The 18,056-nt window shown below is 42.3% G+C and carries 16 protein-coding genes; 7 read left to right on the top strand and 9 right to left on the bottom strand.

Translation table 11 applies throughout. The annotated features are described in order from the left end of the window. Positions 1 to 51 precede the first annotated feature (51 nt). Positions 52 to 1,731: a glutamate formimidoyltransferase gene (ftcD, locus tag BLU33_RS18880; RefSeq protein WP_091376686.1), complete on the top strand. Its 1,680-nt coding sequence runs from the start codon at positions 52 to 54 to the stop codon at positions 1,729 to 1,731. Between the two features lie 123 nt (positions 1,732 to 1,854). On the opposite strand, the gene nagB is transcribed toward ftcD, so the two are convergent. From nagB to dinB, 5 genes are all read right to left on the bottom strand, one after another. Next, the gene (nagB, locus tag BLU33_RS18875; RefSeq protein ID WP_091376683.1) at positions 1,855 to 3,774 is read right to left on the bottom strand and encodes a glucosamine-6-phosphate deaminase; all 1,920 of its coding nucleotides are present in this window, start codon (positions 3,772 to 3,774) and stop codon (positions 1,855 to 1,857) included. 316 nt (positions 3,775 to 4,090) lie between these two features. Continuing rightward, positions 4,091 to 5,746 carry a SusD/RagB family nutrient-binding outer membrane lipoprotein gene (locus BLU33_RS18870; RefSeq protein WP_091376680.1) on the bottom strand — a complete coding sequence of 552 codons (1,656 nt, stop codon included), beginning with the start codon at positions 5,744 to 5,746 and terminating at the stop codon, positions 4,091 to 4,093. Between the two features lie 28 nt (positions 5,747 to 5,774). Beyond that, complete coding sequence (locus BLU33_RS18865) at positions 5,775 to 8,861, bottom strand: SusC/RagA family TonB-linked outer membrane protein (protein ID WP_091376676.1); 3,087 nt, start codon at positions 8,859 to 8,861, stop codon at positions 5,775 to 5,777. 40 nt (positions 8,862 to 8,901) lie between these two features. Continuing rightward, positions 8,902 to 10,149, bottom strand: a complete 1,248-nt coding sequence (locus BLU33_RS18860; RefSeq protein WP_091376673.1) for an ROK family protein — start codon at positions 10,147 to 10,149, stop codon at positions 8,902 to 8,904. Positions 10,150 to 10,375: 226 nt separating this feature from the next. Beyond that, positions 10,376 to 11,485, bottom strand: coding sequence for a DNA polymerase IV (gene dinB / locus BLU33_RS18855; protein ID WP_091376670.1), 1,110 nt, complete (start codon positions 11,483 to 11,485; stop codon positions 10,376 to 10,378). Between the two features lie 135 nt (positions 11,486 to 11,620). Between dinB and BLU33_RS18850 the strand changes: the two genes are divergently transcribed. From BLU33_RS18850 to BLU33_RS18840, 3 genes are read left to right on the top strand one after another with little or no spacing between them, the layout of a single operon-like run. Next, positions 11,621 to 11,956 (top strand): tRNA-binding protein, encoded by a 336-nt coding sequence (locus BLU33_RS18850; RefSeq protein ID WP_091376667.1) that lies wholly within the window; start codon positions 11,621 to 11,623, stop codon positions 11,954 to 11,956. Positions 11,957 to 11,958: 2 nt separating this feature from the next. Beyond that, complete coding sequence (locus BLU33_RS18845) at positions 11,959 to 12,348, top strand: SdpI family protein (RefSeq protein ID WP_091376664.1); 390 nt, start codon at positions 11,959 to 11,961, stop codon at positions 12,346 to 12,348. Then, the gene (locus BLU33_RS18840; RefSeq protein ID WP_091376663.1) at positions 12,345 to 12,815 is read left to right on the top strand and encodes a nucleoside deaminase; all 471 of its coding nucleotides are present in this window, start codon (positions 12,345 to 12,347) and stop codon (positions 12,813 to 12,815) included. Before BLU33_RS18845 ends, BLU33_RS18840 begins: the two co-directional genes overlap by 4 nt. A gap of 9 nt (positions 12,816 to 12,824) precedes the next feature. Here the strand turns inward: BLU33_RS18840 and BLU33_RS25190 are convergent, their stop codons facing one another. Continuing rightward, positions 12,825 to 13,043, bottom strand: a complete 219-nt coding sequence (locus BLU33_RS25190; protein ID WP_157682235.1) for a hypothetical protein — start codon at positions 13,041 to 13,043, stop codon at positions 12,825 to 12,827. Between the two features lie 306 nt (positions 13,044 to 13,349). On the opposite strand from BLU33_RS25190, the gene BLU33_RS18835 reads away from it, so the two are divergent. Then, positions 13,350 to 13,958: a superoxide dismutase gene (locus tag BLU33_RS18835; protein WP_091376660.1), complete on the top strand. Its 609-nt coding sequence runs from the start codon at positions 13,350 to 13,352 to the stop codon at positions 13,956 to 13,958. 109 nt (positions 13,959 to 14,067) lie between these two features. Here the strand turns inward: BLU33_RS18835 and BLU33_RS18830 are convergent, their stop codons facing one another. After that, entirely contained in the window at positions 14,068 to 14,301 is a 234-nt protein-coding gene (locus tag BLU33_RS18830) for a helix-turn-helix domain-containing protein (RefSeq protein WP_091376657.1), read from the bottom strand. 160 nt (positions 14,302 to 14,461) lie between these two features. On the opposite strand from BLU33_RS18830, the gene BLU33_RS18825 reads away from it, so the two are divergent. Both BLU33_RS18825 and BLU33_RS18820 read left to right on the top strand, forming a co-directional pair. Continuing rightward, positions 14,462 to 15,457: a zinc-binding dehydrogenase gene (locus tag BLU33_RS18825; protein ID WP_091376654.1), complete on the top strand. Its 996-nt coding sequence runs from the start codon at positions 14,462 to 14,464 to the stop codon at positions 15,455 to 15,457. Between the two features lie 3 nt (positions 15,458 to 15,460). Then, positions 15,461 to 16,474: a ferredoxin--NADP reductase gene (locus BLU33_RS18820; RefSeq protein ID WP_091376650.1), complete on the top strand. Its 1,014-nt coding sequence runs from the start codon at positions 15,461 to 15,463 to the stop codon at positions 16,472 to 16,474. Positions 16,475 to 16,810: 336 nt separating this feature from the next. On the opposite strand, the gene BLU33_RS18815 is transcribed toward BLU33_RS18820, so the two are convergent. After that, positions 16,811 to 17,347, bottom strand: coding sequence for a hypothetical protein (locus BLU33_RS18815; protein ID WP_091376645.1), 537 nt, complete (start codon positions 17,345 to 17,347; stop codon positions 16,811 to 16,813). Further along, positions 17,344 to 17,925, bottom strand: a complete 582-nt coding sequence (locus tag BLU33_RS18810; protein WP_091376641.1) for an RNA polymerase sigma factor — start codon at positions 17,923 to 17,925, stop codon at positions 17,344 to 17,346. Before BLU33_RS18810 ends, BLU33_RS18815 begins: the two co-directional genes overlap by 4 nt. Between the last annotated feature and the right edge of the window lie 131 nt (positions 17,926 to 18,056).

Raw genomic sequence — 18,056 nt, 5'->3', positions numbered from 1 at the left:
AAACTAAAAAAAGAAACTAATCTCCAATCACTAACCTCTAATAACTGATCAATGCAATTGATAGAATGTGTTCCAAATTTTAGCGAAGGTGTAAACCTTGATATAATAAAACAGATAACTGATGAAGTAGAATCTGTTGAAGGCGTTAGGCTGTTGAATGTCGATCCGGGCAAGGCCACTAACCGTACCGTGGTGACTTTTGTGGGCGAACCTGAGCCGGTTATACAAGCGGCGTTTCTGGCTATTAAAAAGGCCGGTGAGCTGATAGATATGAGCAAACACAAAGGCGAACACCCGCGTATGGGCGCAACGGATGTTTGCCCGCTGATACCGATCAGCAATATCAGCATGGAAGAAACTGCTGTATATGCGCAGAAACTGGCAAAGCGTGTAGGTGAGGAACTGGCTATCCCGATCTATTTATATGGTGCTGCACAGGCTGATAAAAAGCGTGATAACCTGTCGGTGATCAGGGCAGGGGAGTATGAAGGCTTTTTCAAAAAGATAAAGCTGCCTGAATGGAAGCCGGATTTTGGTCCGGCGGAATTCGATGCCAGGCGTGGCGGAACAGTTATTGGCGCGCGCGATTTCCTGATCGCTTATAATGTGAATCTTAACACTACTTCAACCCGCAGGGCAAATTCCATTGCCTTTGATGTGCGCGAGGCAGGCCGTGTTTTACGTGAGGGCGACCCAATAAGCGGCAAGATCATAAATGATGAAAACGGCAAACCAAAATCAGTGCCCGGCACCTTAAAATTTGTGAAAGCGATAGGCTGGTATATTGAGGAATATGGTATCGCCCAGATCTCCATGAACCTTACCAATATCGAAGTAACACCGGTCCACAAAGCGTTTGATGAAGTTTGCGACAAAGCCGCTGAACGTGGCATGCGGGTTACCGGCAGTGAATTGGTGGGCCTGATCCCATTAAAATCAATGTTGGATGCGGGTAAATATTTCCTGCTGAAACAACAGCGTTCAGTAGGGGTAAGCGAGAAGGAACTGATCAAGATCGCCATAAAATCAATGGGACTGGATGAGCTCTCGCCATTTAAGCCTGAGGAGCGTATCATTGAATATCTGTTAAAGGATAAAGCATCCAGCAAACTCATCAGCATGACGCTGACTGACTTTGCTGATGAAACTGCAAGTGAAAGCCCTGCGCCAGGCGGTGGCTCTATATCAGCCTATGTGGGCTCTTTAGGGGCGTCTTTAGCAACAATGGTAGCTAACCTTTCGTCACACAAAAAAGGCTGGGACAGCCGCTGGGAAGAGTTCAGCAATTGGGCCGAGAAAGGTCAATATTATAAGGATGAATTATTAAAACTGGTTGATTTGGATACCACAGCTTTCAATAAAATAATGGAAGGCTTTAGTCTGCCTAAATCAACCGACGAAGAAAAGGCGGCAAGAGATAGAGCGATACAGGACGCCACAAAATATGCTATCGAGATCCCATTCAAAGTAATGCAAATGGCTCACGGCAGTTTAGAAGTTATAAAGGCTATGGCTGAGATTGGCAATCCAAATTCGGTAACCGATGCTGGCGTAGCTGCTCTTTGTGCACGTACAGCCGTTCTTGGTGCGTTTATGAATGTGAAGATAAACGCGTCGGGCTACAAGGATAAAACTTATACCGCCGATATTATTAAACAAGGGGAAGAACTGGAAAGGCAGGCAATTGCTTTGGAAGGGGAGATTATTACAATAGTGTATAACAAAATATAGTACAGCCCCCGACCCCCTAAAAGGGGGCAAGTAAGAATATTTAATATGAAAAAGGTTCTGATATTATCAGAACCTTTTCTTGTTTATACTAATCAGAAACTCCCCCTTTAGGGGGCTGGGGGGCTAAAACTTATACCTTACAAAAGCTTCCATTGCCGCGTATTCAGCTAAGCCCAATTGGTCGTAGCATTTTGCAGTTTCGCGGTTGCGGTCCTCGGCACGTACCCAAAATTCGCGTACATCATCACCAGGGAAAACCGGGGTATCTTTTTGTGATTGGTGTTTAAAGATAGCAGCACGTTTGCGCAAAACCTCTTGAGGCGACAAAGGCACAGCCATTTCAATTTCCCAGGTTTCAAACTCAAACCAGGCGCCACGGTACATCCATAACCAGCAATCGTTCACCCAGTCTTCAGTAGCTCTAAGGCGGTTTAATGCGGCAAGTATAATGTTGAAGCAAACAAGGTGGGTGCCATGTGGATCGGCAAAATCGCCCGCCGCGAATATTTGCTGAGGTTTAACTTTTTGCAGCAGTTCCATGGTTATCAATACATCCTCTTCGCCTACCGAGTTCTTTTTGATCTTACCGGTTTCATAAAACGGCAACGCCATGAAGTGGATATGATCGTCATGTAAACCAGCATAACGTGCACCGGCTATAGCCTCCGTTTTACGGATAAAGCCTTTAACATCGCGTATTTCCTGTGTATCAATCTGGTTAGGTTGTTTTTTGGCGATAAACGTGCGCATTTCATTGTAAATGTTCTTTAAATGCGTATTATCCTCACCAATGCTCCCGTTAAAATCAATGGTGAACTCCATGTAACGTAAAACATCATCATCCCAAACGGCGGTATTACCTGATGTTTGGTAAGCTACGTGTACATCATGCCCCTGATCAACCAAACGGATGAAAGTACCACCCATTGAGATCACATCATCATCAGGGTGCGGTGAAAATATGATAGAACGTTTTTTAGCAGGTAGTGCGCGCTCAGGCCTTTGCGAATCATCTGCATTAGGCTTGCCACCCGGCCAGCCGGTAATGGTATGTTGTACCTGGTTAAAAATGTCGATATTTATGTTGTAAACCGGGCCTTGCTCAACAGCTAGTTGCGCCATGCCATGGTTGTTATAATCTTCTTCAGTAAGTTTTAGTATAGGTTTTTTAACGGTAGTGGCCAGCCAGATAACCGCCTTCTTTTTCAGGTTGTTTTCCCATACGCAATCTTTTACCAGCCATGGTGTATCAAAACGGGTAAGTTCTGATGCAGCTGCTTCATCAAGCACAAAGTCAACATGATCTGATAGTTGCAGGTAAGTAGCAGGTACCTCGCCTGATATTTCGCCTTCAACGGCTTTTTTAATGATCGGGGCTTTTTTACCGCTCCATGCCATTAATATAATTTCTCTTGCTTTAAATATGGTACCGATACCCATGGTTATGGCTTTGGTAGGCACATTTTGCTTGCCACCAAAATCACGTGAAGCATCACTGCGGGTAAGGTCATCCAGGGTAACCAGGCGTGTACCTGAGTTTGGCGCCGAGCCCGGCTCGTTAAAACCGATGTGGCCTGTACGCCCAATACCCAATATTTGCAGGTCAAGACCACCCAGCGCTGTTATTTGTCTTTCATAGTTTAAGCAAAAAGCTGCAACATCTTCCTGTTTTAAAGTACCATCAGGAATATGGACGTTGTTTCTGTCGATATCAATATGATTGAAAAGATTTTCATTCATAAAGGTAACATAGCTTTGCACAGCTGTTGGCTGCATTGGATAATACTCATCCAAATTGAAAGTGATCACGTTTTTAAAGCTGAGGCCTTCCTCTTTGTGCATGCGGATCAGTTCAGCGTAAACCCTTATAGGGGTTACACCTGTTGCCAGTCCTAATACAGTTTTTTCGCCTTTTTCACTTTTTTTCTTAATCAGCGCGGCAATTCGTCCGGCTACTGCAATGGAGGCTTCCTGTTGACTTTTGTAAACGCTTACCGGTAGCTTCTCGTACCGTGTCTCTTCCAATAAATTTAATCGGGCCATAGTTTTAGCAATTGTATTCTTTTGTTAAATGTTGTAAAGGTATAAAAAGACTGCCCAAAAAAAACCCCCGCCGAAGCGAGGATTTAAGCAACCTAATCAACCATTTATTTCTGAATTCTATCAAACTGATCAGCTAAAGTGTTTCCAATGGGGAAAACTGCGCGATAGTTTGCAGAGTTGTTGTTAACAATTATTAACCTATTATTCATTAAATAGCTTTTAAACAAACTTATGAAAGTTTTTTTAAAAACCATGAGACTTTTTAAATTTTTTTAAGAAGTCTCATGGTTGATTTCTATTATTCTTTTAACAAATGTTAGAAATTTTTAGGAGTAGCCTGGCCTTTATTGGTATCCCACCATATTGGTGTGCCACCATTGTCAGGGCCACCAAGTAAGGTTACAGCAGCAGCTACGTTTGAAGCATTACTTGTGTACTCAGTTGATGGATAAGCGATCCTGCGAATCTGTAAAGCTGTATTGATTGTACCACCGCTATTGTTCACCACAACAGGGAACAACCTTGGATAGCCGGTACGGCGATAGTCTGTCCAGGCTTCCCAACCACCAGAAGGGAAGTTGGCAATCCATTTTTGGGTGATGATACGCTCTAAGTTCTGCTCGTTAGTGGCAGTAGCATCCCAGGCAATCGTAATTTTAGACATAGCTTTGATACTTGCATTTGGCGTACCTGCTGAAGGTGTTAAAGGATCAACATAATCAGCTTGTGTACTTGTTTTGTCAGTAAGATAACTGCCAGCGGAAACACCCCATTGGGCCATAGAGGTAGTTATACCTGTTTCATAATCTGTTTGTGCGCTTTCAGTTGTCCAGCCTCTTAAAGCAATTTCAGATTTTAAGAACCAAACCTCTGCCGCATTTATCAGTATCATCGGGCTATATTCCGATATTACATCATAGTTAGGTTGTGAGTAACCGCTGTACATAGGTTTTCCACCAACCGGTGTACCAGCACGAATACCTACATATTGGCCAACAATACCTGCAGGCGAACTAGCCGGTGATATCATTTTTGGCGTACGCGGATCATTATAACCGCTTAAATAAGATGTTAACGATGCACCTACGGCTAAGTCTGTCCAACTGGTACCTATCCACCATATTGGGTTATGGTATGATAATATGCCATTAATAGCAGCATTATCATTATTAGCAAGAATTAAGCCTCCGGGATCGTTAATAGCCTTCAACGCTTGTGCTTTAGCTGTTACAGGGTCAATATTAACAATGTGCATAGCTAACCTTAAGCGTAATGAATTGGCATATTTTATCCATTGGGTATAATCACCGCCATAAACCATATCAAATTTTGTAAACGGTTTTAAGCCGGGGTTAGCCTTGGTATACGCAGTAAGGTTACTTACAGCAGTATCCAACTGTGCAAAAAAGGTATTATAAACTACCTGTTGCGAGTCATAAGGAGTAGTTGCACCCGCGGTACCTTCCTTAGTATAAGGGATTGGTCCGTAATAATCAGTAACCCTGCTAATAGTTTGTACTTCTAATATTAAAGCTATAGCCCAGAAGTGAGGGTAAGCAGTACGTGCCGCACTTTTAATATTGATCGTAATAGGGCCTACTACACTACCGTATGCCACACCGAAAACATCTGTGTTCCAACCATCAACCAAAGAATAGCTTTGATTGTTGATGTTACCCCTGAACGGATCGGGCGACATATAATAGCCGGCATAGCAATCAGAGTTCAAATTCTGACAAAGCTGATAATCACCTTCTTCGCCGAAAATGTGCTGTTGTATGCTTGGATAATATTGCCCGATAAAATTGAAATCGGGCTGCAATTGAGCCTTAGTTATGCCAGCGTTGCTGGTATTCATGTTTTCAAAATTTTTGGTACATCCGCCCAGCAAAATGAAACATGCGGCGATCAGGATATACTTACTTAAAGTATTAGCCCCAATCCATCTATCTTTTAAATTTATTTTTTTCATCACTAATGTTTTTACGATTAACTATTTATTAAAATGTAACATTTAGTTGTGCTCCAAATCTCCTGGTAGTAGGCTGGTTAAATACATCTACACCACCTAAACCATTGGCTGTTGACATGGTGATCTCTGGATCATAAGGGGCCTTTTTGTAAAAATAGATAAGGTTGCTGCCAATAAGTGAGAACCTGATGCTTTTTACAAAGCTATTTGCAATTGGCTCGGTATAACCTAATGAAGCAGAACGAAGCCTTACAACTGTTGCGCTATACATATAAGGTTCAGCAATACCAGAGCGGCCGCCTTGTGCTGAATACCAGGTTTCAGCATCTACCTTAGTTACAGCTTTGCCATTAGGGTCAACCGCGTTTACAGTTACTCCACCTGCGTTGCGGGCGTCTCCACTGGCAACTGATACGCCATAGCTATCCATCAACATTTGAGTCATTGATAATACCTGGCCACCAAATTTTCCGTCAACTAAGAAATCAAATGAGAACTTTTTATAGTTAAAGGTGTTTTCCCATCCCATCTGGAATTTCGGACTGGGGTTGCCTACTTTTTCGAAAATGCCACTGTTTATAGGTGCATCACTACTGTTTACCATGATTTGGCCGGCAGCGTTTCTTTCAAATTTAACACCCCAGATGTCGCCATATGATCCACCAGCTTTAAGTACCGATTCGTAAGCATTTGCTCCGTTGCCGGTTAGCTGAATGTTTGCGTTAGGGTCGGCTGGATTAAGTTGAATGATCAGGTTTTTATTATAGGAATAATTAAGAGCTGAGTTCCAGCTAAATGCCTGGCCTTTAGCTATATCATATCCCAACTTAACTTCCATACCTGTATTTTGTATATTACCAGCATTCAGGTATCCTGTAGTGTATGGTGATCCTGCAGATGGTGTATATTGAATAAACTGATTATAACTGTTGGATTTATACCAGGTATAGTTAAGCACTAACCTGTTATCCAAAAATCTAAGGTCGGCACCAGCTTCCCACGATTTAGTGTTGGTAGGCTTTATGTCTGAATTAGGAACAGGGTTAACTAATGTAACACCACCTGAACCATTAGTGCTTGTTAAATTGGTAACATACTGAGTAACAGTTGTTGCAACTTCAGCGTATGAACCACGCACCTTAGCATAAGAAATGAAATCAGGCAGCTTTGTCATATCACTTACTATAAATGATAAACCTACTGAAGGATATGAATAAGAATCCTTATTGGTAAATGCCAGGTTTGAAGACCAGTCATTCCTATCAGTTAATGTAAGGTATGCCCAGTTTTTGTAGGAAAGGTTTAAGCTTCCGAATATAGATTGGATCTGGTTGTGATTTGCAGGCAGCTTAGATACATTACTGCTTCCTGAAGTAAGCACATTCTGATCTTCGAACACATTGGGTATTAAAAGCCCGGTGCCTTGGCCGAATAGCGTTCCTACTGTATTATTATCCGTGATACTGGCACCTAATAGACCATCTAATTTAAAGTCTGATTTCATTGGCACTTTAAAGTTAGCTATGAAATCTCCATAAGTTTGAGTGATGGTTTGTATACTGTGCTGATATGAACCATTAAGGCCCTGAGTAAGCACAGGGTTAGTACCGGCGTACAGATCCTGCTCGAAAGCGTCGGAAGTGCGGTCAACATTACCACGTGCCTGTATGTTTAACCAATCGTTTATATCATATCTTACACTTGAATTGATCAATAAGCGGTCGCGGTTAGAAAAATTAGGATTTTTGTAAAGTATCCACCATGGGTTTTGCTGAATATCTTCGTTAGCAATCCAGTTTTGAGTTGGCAAGCCGTTTCTGGCTGGTTGAGGAATGCCGTAATTATTTTTATAAGGAGTTATGTCAACGCCAACGGGGAACAGATAAAGACCAGGCAAGGTGTTAAAATAAAAACCCTGGCCAGGTGTATTAATCACCTTTTGATTCATGTAGTTGGTATTTACATCAACCGTTAATTTGTTGTTTAAAAAATGACCTGTTTCTCTGAAGGTGAAATTGTTACGTTTTAAACTGTTGGTTGGTTGTACGCCGGTAGCAGATGTATTGGCATAGGAGAAATAGCTTTGTGCTACATCTGAACCCGCAGATAAATTTATAGCATTTGTGAAGTTATTTCCATGTTGAAAATAGTCACCAACGTTATCAGCTGTTGCAGGGGTGCTTAATTTTGCTCCCCAGCTTTGATTGCCCTTTGGTGTTACGCCATATTCATTTTGAAACTCCGGTTTGTATGAAATCGCATCATTTGTATAAGATGATGAGAAATTAATTTCAGTTTTACCGGCTTTGCCTTTTTTGGTTGTAATTAATATAACGCCGTTTGCAGCCTGGCTACCATAAAGGGCAGCAGCTGATGCACCTTCGAGCACGGTCATGCTTTCAATATCATCCGGGTTAAGGTTTGATATACCGTCACCACCATCCGGTGAACCACCGTAAGTGCTGTTTGGTTGGCCGTTAGTATTAGAATTGTTTGTGATAGGTACCCCATCTATTACATATAGTGGTGCATTAGTTCCGGCAAAACTTTTACTACCGCGTAAGATTACCTTAACAGAGCCACCAACACCTGATGAGCTTGGTGAAATATCCACACCAGCTACCCTGCCATTAAGTGAGTTCATTACGTTGTCGTTTTTTACCGTATTAAGTGCAGCGCCGTCAACCACCTGGTTTGCATAGGTAAGTGATTTTTCAGAACGCTTAACACCTAATGCTGTTACAACAACTTCATTAAGGTTTTTTGAATCGCTTGTTAAAGTTACAGCATAAATTAAGCTACTGCTTACTGGTACTTCTTTCTTTAAGTAACCAATGTAGCTGAATACCAAAACATCACCAGATTTTGCATCAAGGTTAAACCGTCCGTCGGCATCTGTCTGCGTGCCCCTGGTTGTTCCTTTAATTGATACAGATACGCCGGGTAATGGTGATCCCGTGTCGTCCTTTACAGTTCCTTTTACAGGAGCTGGAAGATTCACATTACGGCTTGTGCCTGTAATGGTGAATGATGCCCTGCTATTTGCATTTGGTGAGGCATTTGCGCCCATAGCAATGCAAGGCAATAATAGAATTATTGGTAATAATTTTTTCATTTTTGATTTGAATTAGTTTAGTGTTAATGAGTTTGAGTTTTTAGTTTTTCGTTGTTTTCTCCATACTTGATTGATTTGTAGTGATTAAATGATTTTTTATCTCTTTGTCAAAATTTTCCATTACTAATACGGCAGCGCCAATTAGTTCTGCGTTAAAACCCAGGTCTGATATGAGCAGCTCGGTGCTGTTTGCCAGGCGTGGTATGCAATATTTATTTAAAGCTTGTTGTATTGGTGCGAGTAAGATTTTCCCTACCACGGCGCCCCTGCCGCTTAATACTATGCTGGCCGGGTTCATGATGTGGATGAGTATGGCCAGGGCCTTACCGATTTTATAACCGGCATCTGAAAGCAACTCGATAGCAAACTGGTCGCCATTATTAGCAGCTTCCATTATGGCATCGCCTACCATTTTTGATTGGTTTATATCAATATTTTTAAGACTGGATATATGCCCCTTTTTTATACCTTGTATAGCCTTTTCTGCAACTACCAACATTGAAGCCTCGGCCTCAAGGCAACCACGTTTACCGCAGGTACAAAGTGCGCCATCTTCTGATAGTGGGATATGGCTGAACTCACCCGCAAAACCATTATGCCCCCGGTAGATCTCGCCGTTTATGATCATACCCAAACCAATACCCCAACCCAGGTTTATAACCATCACATCCTTGCGTGCTTTGGCAATCCCGAACTTTTGTTCGGCAAGGGCTATCAAGCTGGAGTCGTTATCAATAAAAGTGGGTACACCGGTTTCGCGCGTAATTACACTTGTTAAACTTTCATCGCCCGAATCAAGATAGGTGTAGTTATAACCCTCTGTGGAATTAATAAATCCCGGCATGCCAATACCAATACCAGCAATCTTATCAACAGGTATTCCTGTAGAAAAGATATAGTCATTAATATGATCAATTAATGTTTGCAAGGCACTGGGGTTATTTAATAATTTTAGTTCTGTTATTGCCGTTTTAGCAACAGGATTATTAAGTATGTCAACTATTTGAATCCGGGTTGACAGTTGATCCATAGCCACGGTAAGTATATATATGGCTTCATGTCTTAAGGAGTACATCAGGGGCCTGCGACCACCGCTTGAAGGCGCATACCCCTGTTCAACTACAAACCCCTCGTCCATGAGCTCGTTAACCGCTTTAGATATAGATGGAACGCTTTTGTCGAAAAGCTCGCTCATGTCGGCACATGACAACGCTTTGTCAAAATAAAGTCGTTTAATGATCATGTTTTTCAACTCCGCACTTTTCACATTTTTGACTTTAAGTTCCATTCACTCAATCAGATTAATAATAGGGTAAAACAAACTTAATGAAATTTGTCATATAAATGCAATTACTTTTTAAATTTTTTTAATAAGTAACGGCAGTTATAAAATTATCATGCCAAGTAGGGTTTCTTTAACAATAAATAAAATTTATTGAGTAAAAATCAATTATAGAAATTGGCAATGGGTATAAACTCCTAATAATGTTTGGAAAAATAATTTAATCAGAAAATTAAAAGTTGAACAGCTTTAGTTGGTCTGTTGGTTTCTCAGTCTTTTGTTTAGGCTCAAGCTCCCCGAAATTTGAGATAGATATGCCTAATAACCGTATTTTTTTGTCTTCGGGGTTAGTAGCGGTCAATAATTGCCTGGCGGTTGAGATTATGGTCTCAAAATCGCCAAATGGAGAGGTATAGGACCTGTTGCGGGTGATCTGTTTAAAATCACTGTATTTAACTTTAAGGGTAACAGTGCGGCCTTTTAAATTATACTTCTGTAACCTATCGCAAACGGTGCGGGCAATTTTATCCAGCTCCGCCTCCATTTCTTCAATGGTGGTAAGGTCGTAGGCAAAGGTATCTTCGGCAGCCAATGATTTTGTTTCGCGATCAGGCTGCACCTCGCGCTGATCGTCGCCCCGTACTATCCGGTAATAAAAATGCCCTGCTTTACCAAAATGCTTTACTAATTCATCTTCTGGTAATTGCTTAAGATCGGCACCGGTATGCAGGCCCATTTTCTTCATTTTTTCGGCAGTTACTTTACCTACGCCATGGAATTTCTCCACAGCCAGTTTTTCCATAAAGGCTTCAATGGCCGATGGGCCGATAAAGGTTAGTCCATCGGGCTTATTAATGTCAGATGCGATTTTGGCCACAAACTTATTTATAGATACACCCGCCGACGCAGTTAGTTGCAACTCATCTTTTATGGCCTGCTTTATTTGCTTCGCGATGTCGATGGCCGAGCCTATGTTCTGTTTGTCGTTAGTAACATCAAGGTAGGCTTCATCTAACGATAGCGGTTCTACCAGGTCGGTATACCTGCTGAATATCTCCCTGATCTTTTGCGATACTTCTTTATAAGCGGCAAAGCGCGGGCGTACAAACGTAGCATGCGGGCACAGCTGCAAAGCTTGTTTTGATGGCATTGCCGAACGGATACCAAACTTACGGGCCTCATAGCTTGCAGTAGCCACTACGCCTCCACGACCCTCGGGCGAGCCGCCAACTACTAAGGGTATACCACGTAGCTCCGGGTTATCGCGCTGCTCAACCGACGCGTAAAAAGCATCCATATCAATATGAATGATCTTACGGTGTGTATGAGGAGGCGTTTCCATTGATTGAATAAAACACGAATTTCACGAATTAGTGCTAATTGTACGAATTTAAATGTTGCACGGATTTCAATAAAGATTAGTGAAATTCGCTTTAATTCGTGCAATTCGTGTGCGTAGCTTATTATATTTGCCCTTATGGAACCCATTACATGGCATGATTTTGAAAAGGTGGAATTACGCGCCGGAACTATATTGGAAGTAGCGGACTTCCCCGAAGCGCGTAAACCGGCTTATAAGGTTAAGGTTGATTTCGGCGAGTATGGCATCAGATGGTCGAGCGCGCAGATCACCAAACACTATACTAAGGACGAATTGCTTGGCAGGCAGATCATCGGCGTAATAAATTTTCCTAAAAAGCAGATCGCCACATTTATGTCGGAATTCCTGGTGACAGGCATGGCCGATGAAAATGGCGACATTGTATTAACAACTATTGATAAACCGGTGCCCAATGGCAGCAAACTAATATAAACATGAATTTTTCAAACGTATTGATCGGCCCGCATTTGATTGGCCTTATTTTTATAGTGATAGGCTTACTGCAAAAATATTTGCCGCCCAAAGGTATAAACAGGTGGTATGGCTACCGCACGCCTGCCGCGCGCACCAACCAGCAAACCTGGGATGAGGCAAACCGCTACTCGGCCAACTTTATGATAAAGGCAGGCTTTTTTGCATTGATAATAGGTTTCGTGATCTACTCAGGGATGATCTATTTTAATGTTGATTATAACACGCAAAAGATGGTGGATTACTTTATCCTGTTCGGCGGGGCAATGGGGATAGGGATACTATCAACGATGGTAACGGAAAGCCACCTGAAAAGGACCTTTAAAAAGATCGACTTTAAGAAACGTAAATGAGGTATATAAATTTTAGCGATGAACCGCCGGCAATGTCGCCGGATGAGTTTTTTATGAACGAGGCGCTAAAGGAAGCCCGGCTTGCTTTGGCTGAGAAAGAAATACCCATTGGCGCTGTTGTGGTTTGCAAAGGGCAGATCATCGGCCGCGGCCATAATTTAACAGAACGCCTTACCGATGTTTCGGCTCACGCCGAAATGCAGGCGCTTACTGCTGCAGCAAATTATATGGGCGGTAAATATTTAAAAGAATGTACCTTATATGTAACCCTCGAGCCCTGCGTAATGTGTGCCGGCGCTGCTTACTGGTTCCAGCTGGGTAAAATAGTATTTGGTGCTTATGATGTTAAGCTTGGTTTCGGCAGGCTGAACCAAAAGATAACCCATCCCAAAACCATCATCACCGGCGGTATCCGCGAAAATGAATGTGCGGAGCTGGTACGGAACTTTTTTAAAAGTAAAAGATAGCTCATTAGTTCACTGGTTCATTAGTTCATTGGTGCAATGACGCCTAACCCTCTTTCCGCCGCAGGCGAAGAGAGGGTGGTCGGGCATAGCAACGACCGGGTGAGTTGGCGAAGCGCGTTGAAGTTCTGTGTTAGGGATTGAAGCGGGTACCGGCCTTGTGCCTAATGCCTGCAGGCGTATGAGTGTAAAGCCCGGACCAAAGGCAACACCCAAATCTCCAACCGTCATCCTGAACTTGTTTCAGGATCCCACAGGACAGGTCAACATCATGCTGTTTACTTAGCATGTGAGGTGCTGAAACAAATAGCAATATAATACTTATCAGCGCTCCGCTATCTCACCCCGACATTGTTTCACTTGTCGACCCTCTCTACGCTACGCGTAAAGAGGGCTAGGCGCCATTGCACCAATGAACTGATGAACCAGTGAACAAATGAACAATCAACCAATAAATGACATTTATTTAGAACAAAAAATATGTTTCAAACCTTATATTTGCTCAGTACTATCTTTAAAACTTAAAAACTCACCATTATGGCATTCACACTACCGGCGTTACCTTACGCTACCGATGCATTAGAACCGCATATTGATAAATTGACCATGGAAATTCACCACGGCAAGCACCACCAGGCTTATGTTACCAACTTAAACAAAGCACTGGAAGGTAAACCTGAGGCTGACAGCAGCATTGATGATATCATAAAAAACATTTCGAAATTCCCACCAGCAGTACGTAACAATGGTGGCGGTCATTATAACCACACTTTATTCTGGACATTGCTTTCACCAAACGGTGGCGGCGAGCCTACAGGCGCTTTAGCTGATGCTATCAAAAGTACTTTTGGTTCATTTGATGAATTTAAAACTAAAGTATCTGAAGCTGGTGCAACCCGTTTCGGTTCAGGTTGGGCATGGTTAATTGTTACGCCTGATAAGAAATTAGCGGTAACATCAACCCCTAACCAGGATAATCCTTTAATGGATATTGCTGAAGTAAAAGGCACACCAGTTTTAGGTATCGATGTTTGGGAACATGCTTACTACCTGAAATACCAAAACCGTCGCCCTGATTATTTAGCGGCTATATGGAATGTGATCAACTGGAACCACGTTTCTGAATTGTACGCGAAAGCGGTATAAGCCCCCTGACCCCCTGAAGGGGGAATGAGGAATTACTGAAACGGCAGGGTTACATAAGCTCTGCCGTTTTTTTATGATTGAAAATTATTTAGGGACAGCTTTTAGTGTATCACCAATTTTTTTGCTTGATGATTTTATCGGTTAGTAATAGTTCATTAATGTCCTGGCCTAAAATATCAGCAATTTTAAAAAGCAGATTTAATGATATTAAAGTATTCCCCAGCTCAACTTTACTATAGGCGTTTTGTGAAATGTTTAGTTTAATGGCGATATCTAATTGAGTGATATTTTTAAATTTCCTGATTTTCTTAATGTTTTTTAAAACGATCTCGATCCTTTCCATACATCTGCATTTAATTTATTCGTTACTTTATAAATAGATAATAATTGCATCGGAATAATATAATTAGCTGTATTTTTCGTACTTGACGTGAAGATTAAATTAAAACGCAATAAAGATTTTTAAGTTGTATTTAATCTTTACACCAACTTATAAATTAATAATGAAAGCCATTGTTTTAGAAGGCCCTGATAAGCCTCTTGTATTTAAAGAAGTTGATAAGCCAACCTTAGCTCCCGGCGAAGCCCTTGTGCAGATAAAGGCCGCAGCCTTAAACCGCCGCGATTACTGGATAACCGTAGGTAAATATGCGGGAATAAAATACCCTACCATATTAGGCTCTGATGGGGCGGGAGTAGTGGTTGAAGTCGGCGACAAGGCCGATCGGCATTGGATAGGGCAGGAGGTGATCATTAACCCCGGTTATGGTTGGGGCGAGAATGATAATTTCCAGTCGGATGATTTTAAGATACTCGGCCTGCCGGCTGATGGTACTTTTGCTGAATATGTGAAAGTACAGGCGCGGCACCTGCATCATAAGCCTGCGCATTTGGATTGGGAGCATGCAGCGGCGATACCGCTTGCTGCTTTAACTACCTATCGTGCCTTGTTTACCAAAGGTAAAGCTAAAAAGGGCGATAAGGTTTTGATAACCGGCGTTGGCGGCGGCACAGGCGTATTTGCCCTGCAACTGGCAAAAGCAGCGGGTTGCCATGTGTTTGTAACCTCGGGTTCGGGAGATAAAATTGAGCGGGCAAGGCAACTGGGTGCATCGGCAGGTGTAAATTATAAAGCGCAGGATTGGGCCGAACAATTGCTGCAATTGGCCGGAGGCTTTGATGTGATCATCGACAGCGCTTTGGGCGATGGTTTTGCCAAGCTGCCTGATCTGTGTAATCCCGGTGGGCGAATTGTGATATTTGGTGGTACGGCTGGAAATATCCCGCCTTTAAACGGGCGTAAGATCTTTTGGCGGCAATTACAGATCATCGGCACCATGATGGGTAGTCCGGATGATTTTAAGGCGATGCTGGAGCTGGTGAATAAGCACAAAATAATACCTGTAATTGATGAGGTGTTCCCTTTAGCCAATGCCGATAAAGCAGTGAAAAAGATGGAAAACTCATCGCAGTTTGGTAAGATAGTTTTACGCGCCTAAACTATGCTCCGTTTAAAAGTTGAAGCTATAAAATGGGAACTGCCGGATACGGCCACTTTTTTATTGAGCGAGGCTGATGGCAAGCCAATTACTTATAAAGCCGGGCAGTTTATTACGCTGATATTCGATCATCATAACGAAGAGATCCGCAGGTCATATTCATTAAGCTCATCGCCTGATGAGGATTTGCTGGCCATCACCGTTAAACGGATAGTCAATGGCGAGATTTCACGCTTTTTGTTAACTAAAATTAAACCGGGTGATATTATAAATGCCGAAGCCCCGGCAGGCAGGTTCATTCTCCAGGATTTTGCTGATGAAAAAGATATTATACTCTTTGCCGCCGGCAGTGGGATAACGCCCATATTATCGCAGCTTAAATATACCCTTAAGCGCCCCGGTAAAAGCAGGATCACTTTAATATATAGCAGCACGGATGCGGAATCGATTCTATTCAATGGGGAATTAAATGCACTGACAGTCAGCTACTCTGACAGATTGACTGTCATAAAATTACTGAGCAGCGACGGTAAAAGGCTAAATAATATTATAGTTGAGCAACTGGTTAAGCAAGCTATAAAGCATGATTTGACTAAAGCTGAATTTTATTTATGCGGCCCGTTTACCTATATGCGCATGATACGGCTCACCCTATTATATATGGGAATTGAACCCGCGCAGATACGAAAAGAGAATTTTGTATTGGAAACTATTAGCGTAACCGAAAGCGCCATAAACTTCCCGCCACTTACTATTAGAATAAAGTTTAAAACTGAAACTTACGACCTGGTTGTTGGCGAAAACCAATCAATTTTACAGGCTGCCTTACAAAATGGCATTCAATTACCGTATAGCTGCCGTAATGGCATTTGTTCGGCCTGTACAGCTATGTGCAAGGGTGGTGGGGTAAGTATGGTTAAAAATGATGTGCTTACTGATCTTGATCTGTCGCAGGGCTGGGTTTTAACTTGTACGGGGCATCCGGTTAGGGGTGGTGTGGTGATAAGTTTTTTGTAAAGCTGAAAAAGGAGGCAAGCGTCATGCTCAGCGCTAGTCGAAGCATGTGGGCAGGCCTTTACGCTCATGCTTCGACTAGCGCTCAGCATGACATCCCATTGGAGCAATTCCCCTAAAAAATAAAAAGCCTCCCAACCTTGCGTCGGGAGACTTTCAACCTAAACCTTATCACAATTAAACCAGCAAGGATGCTAGTTCGTGTATTGTATTTCAATTATTGTGCCAAAAACACTTATGTGCTAAATATTGTTTTTAATTTGCTGAAATAAAAGTAGTTGTAGTAAATAAACCCCAAATTTCAACAAATAAATAGCGGAACAGATTTGGCTGTCAATGTTATTGTTGTTTCTGCTGTCCTGTAGTTTGAACACTGTTGTTTGCTTTTGCCAATCCTTTTTTACGCAGATAAGTATCAAATAAATACAAGCCTAAAACTACATCAAAAAACAAGAAGCCTTTCATTACAGGCCCTGTAAACAGGTTTCGCAGATCAGGAAGCGCTATTTTTGACGGCGTATGACTGCTGCTTGCAAAAATGGCCGACCAATGAATACTCGCCAAAGCAACTATTAATATAATGCTGATGGTAAACACAAAGAACAATCCAATGCCCTTTATTATCCGCTGGTCAATAGCCGCTTTAAGCGGTTGGCTGGCGTGTTCGGCACGTATGGTTTCCATTACATTGTAGGTAAAGGCCATTGGCGGCTCGTCAAGCTCCATCGCGGTAAACTCAGCATTAAGCAATACCAACTCATTGTATTTTTTACGATACACCTCATCCTGCTCAATCAACAAAGCAATAGCATGCTCATCCTCTGGCGTGCAGGAGCCATCAATGTAATTCCAGAGTTTTTCTTCTATACTGTTCATATCAGTTCTTTCACCTCACCTTTTAAATTCCGCTCCAGCTTCTCTTTTAAACGCTGGCGCGCCCTGAATAGTTTAACCTTAACCGTATTTGGGTCCATACCCATAGTTTGTCCTATTTCTTCAAGCGATTGCTCGCCGTTGTAAAACAAGGTAATAATAGTCGCGTCATCAGGCAAAAGCTGGGCTATAGCCTGGTTCAGGTAGTACGACCTTGATTTATTTTCTACATTATTAACATCATAACCGCTGGTTTGATTTTCAATCTGAATAAAAGTATTTTCATCGTCAATAGAATCCGTATCAACCCGTTTTTTGCGCAGAGCCGTCATCGCGGTAGTATATACAATGCTATACAGCCATGTGGAAAATTTCGATTGCCGCTGAAACGAGGCCAGCGAGCGGTATGCCTTTATAAAACAATCCTGTGCAATTTCTTCGGCATCTTCCCTGGTTTTGGCAAACCGCATGGCCAGGGTAAACACAAACCGCTGGTGCCGCTTAACCAGGTCGGCATATGCCGACTGGTCGCCCACCAGGGTTTGTTCAATTAGTTCTATATCCGATAGCTTGCTCTGCATTGTTATAGCTCTATGACGCCATACCGCGGATTAAGGTTACACATTAATGTAAAGATAAAATTTTTCGCACTATTCCTCCATCGTGTCATTGCGAGGAGGGACGACGAAGCAACCTCGTCGCTCATATATTG

This window comes from Mucilaginibacter mallensis (assembly GCF_900105165.1).
Lineage (GTDB): Bacteria > Bacteroidota > Bacteroidia > Sphingobacteriales > Sphingobacteriaceae > Mucilaginibacter > Mucilaginibacter mallensis.
Note: the sequence above shows the minus strand (reverse complement) of the source record. Positions and strands in the feature narration are given on the sequence as shown.

Bases quoted from the DNA above. Each gene is read 5' to 3' on its own strand.
- BLU33_RS18865 (WP_091376676.1), bottom strand. From the start codon at position 8,861: ATGAAAAAATTATTACCAATAATTCTATTATTGCCTTGCATTGCTATG.
- ftcD (WP_091376686.1), top strand. From the start codon at position 52: ATGCAATTGATAGAATGTGTTCCAAATTTTAGCGAAGGTGTAAACCTT.
- dinB (WP_091376670.1), bottom strand. From the start codon at position 11,485: ATGGAAACGCCTCCTCATACACACCGTAAGATCATTCATATTGATATG.
- BLU33_RS18810 (WP_091376641.1), bottom strand. From the start codon at position 17,925: ATGCAGAGCAAGCTATCGGATATAGAACTAATTGAACAAACCCTGGTG.
- BLU33_RS25190 (WP_157682235.1), bottom strand. From the start codon at position 13,043: ATGACGGTTGGAGATTTGGGTGTTGCCTTTGGTCCGGGCTTTACACTC.
- BLU33_RS18820 (WP_091376650.1), top strand. From the start codon at position 15,461: ATGCTCCGTTTAAAAGTTGAAGCTATAAAATGGGAACTGCCGGATACG.
- BLU33_RS18835 (WP_091376660.1), top strand. From the start codon at position 13,350: ATGGCATTCACACTACCGGCGTTACCTTACGCTACCGATGCATTAGAA.
- BLU33_RS18825 (WP_091376654.1), top strand. From the start codon at position 14,462: ATGAAAGCCATTGTTTTAGAAGGCCCTGATAAGCCTCTTGTATTTAAA.
- nagB (WP_091376683.1), bottom strand. From the start codon at position 3,774: ATGGCCCGATTAAATTTATTGGAAGAGACACGGTACGAGAAGCTACCG.
- BLU33_RS18850 (WP_091376667.1), top strand. From the start codon at position 11,621: ATGGAACCCATTACATGGCATGATTTTGAAAAGGTGGAATTACGCGCC.
- BLU33_RS18870 (WP_091376680.1), bottom strand. From the start codon at position 5,746: ATGAAAAAAATAAATTTAAAAGATAGATGGATTGGGGCTAATACTTTA.
- BLU33_RS18860 (WP_091376673.1), bottom strand. From the start codon at position 10,149: ATGGAACTTAAAGTCAAAAATGTGAAAAGTGCGGAGTTGAAAAACATG.
- BLU33_RS18840 (WP_091376663.1), top strand. From the start codon at position 12,345: ATGAGGTATATAAATTTTAGCGATGAACCGCCGGCAATGTCGCCGGAT.
- BLU33_RS18845 (WP_091376664.1), top strand. From the start codon at position 11,959: ATGAATTTTTCAAACGTATTGATCGGCCCGCATTTGATTGGCCTTATT.
- BLU33_RS18815 (WP_091376645.1), bottom strand. From the start codon at position 17,347: ATGAACAGTATAGAAGAAAAACTCTGGAATTACATTGATGGCTCCTGC.
- BLU33_RS18830 (WP_091376657.1), bottom strand. From the start codon at position 14,301: ATGGAAAGGATCGAGATCGTTTTAAAAAACATTAAGAAAATCAGGAAA.